The organism is Mammaliicoccus sp. Q-M61 (assembly GCF_022386055.1).
In the GTDB taxonomy this organism is placed as follows: Bacteria; Bacillota; Bacilli; order Staphylococcales; family Staphylococcaceae; genus Mammaliicoccus; species Mammaliicoccus sciuri_A.
The window spans coordinates 1-1,403 of record NZ_JAJNJL010000024.1; the positions used below are offsets into that span (position 1 = coordinate 1).

1 rRNA gene is annotated in these 1,403 nt (G+C 51.0%); it reads right to left on the reverse strand.

Annotation, left to right across the window (positions count from 1 at the left end):
• Positions 1 to 62: 62 nt before the first annotated feature.
• Positions 63 to 1,403, reverse strand: a 23S ribosomal RNA gene (locus LQ677_RS14490); the annotation flags it as partial.

Consider the following 1,403-nt stretch of genomic DNA (forward strand, 5'->3'; position numbering starts at 1 on the left):
AATGTATTACACATTCAAAACTAGATAGTAAGTAGATTTTACGGCTAAAACCGATTTAAAATTTGATTAAGTCTTCGATCGATTAGTATTCGTCAGCTACACACATTACTGCGCTTACACCCCGAACCTATTAACCTCATCATCTTTGAGGGATCTTATAACCGAAGTTGGGAAATCTCATCTTGAGGGGGGCTTCATGCTTAGATGCTTTCAGCACTTATCCCGTCCATACATAGCTACCCAGCTATGCCGCTGGCGCGACAACTGGTACACCAGAGGTATGTCCATCCCGGTCCTCTCGTACTAAGGACAGCTCCTCTCAAATTTCCTACGCCCACGACGGATAGGGACCGAACTGTCTCACGACGTTCTGAACCCAGCTCGCGTACCGCTTTAATGGGCGAACAGCCCAACCCTTGGGACCGACTACAGCCCCAGGATGCGATGAGCCGACATCGAGGTGCCAAACCTCCCCGTCGATGTGAACTCTTGGGGGAGATAAGCCTGTTATCCCCGGGGTAGCTTTTATCCGTTGAGCGATGGCCCTTCCATGCGGAACCACCGGATCACTAAGTCCGTCTTTCGACCCTGCTCGACTTGTAGGTCTCGCAGTCAAGCTCCCTTGTGCCTTTACACTCTGCGAATGATTTCCAACCATTCTGAGGGAACCTTTGAGCGCCTCCGTTACTCTTTAGGAGGCGACCGCCCCAGTCAAACTGCCCGCCTGACACTGTCTCCCACCATGATCAAATGGTGCGGGTTAGAAAGTCAACACAGCCAGGGTAGTATCCCACCAGCGCCTCCACGTAAGCTAGCGCTCACGTTTCAAAGGCTCCTACCTATCCTGTACAAGCTGTGCCAAATTTCAATATCAGGCTACAGTAAAGCTCCACGGGGTCTTTCCGTCCTGTCGCGGGTAACCTGCATCTTCACAGGTACTATGATTTCACCGAGTCTCTCGTTGAGACAGTGCCCAAATCGTTACGCCTTTCGTGCGGGTCGGAACTTACCCGACAAGGAATTTCGCTACCTTAGGACCGTTATAGTTACGGCCGCCGTTTACTGGGGCTTCGATTCGTAGCTTCGCAGAAGCTAACCACTCCTCTTAACCTTCCAGCACCGGGCAGGCGTCAGCCCCTATACATCACCTTACGGTTTAGCAGAGACCTGTGTTTTTGATAAACAGTCGCTTGGGCCTATTCACTGCGGCTCTTCAAGGCTTGCACCCTAAAAAGCACCCCTTCTCCCGAAGTTACGGGGTCATTTTGCCGAGTTCCTTAACGAGAGTTCGCTCGCTCACCTTAGAATTCTCATCTTGACTACCTGTGTCGGTTTGCGGTACGGGCACCTATTTTCTAACTAGAGGCTTTTCTTGGCAGTGTGAAATCAACGACTCGTCGGAT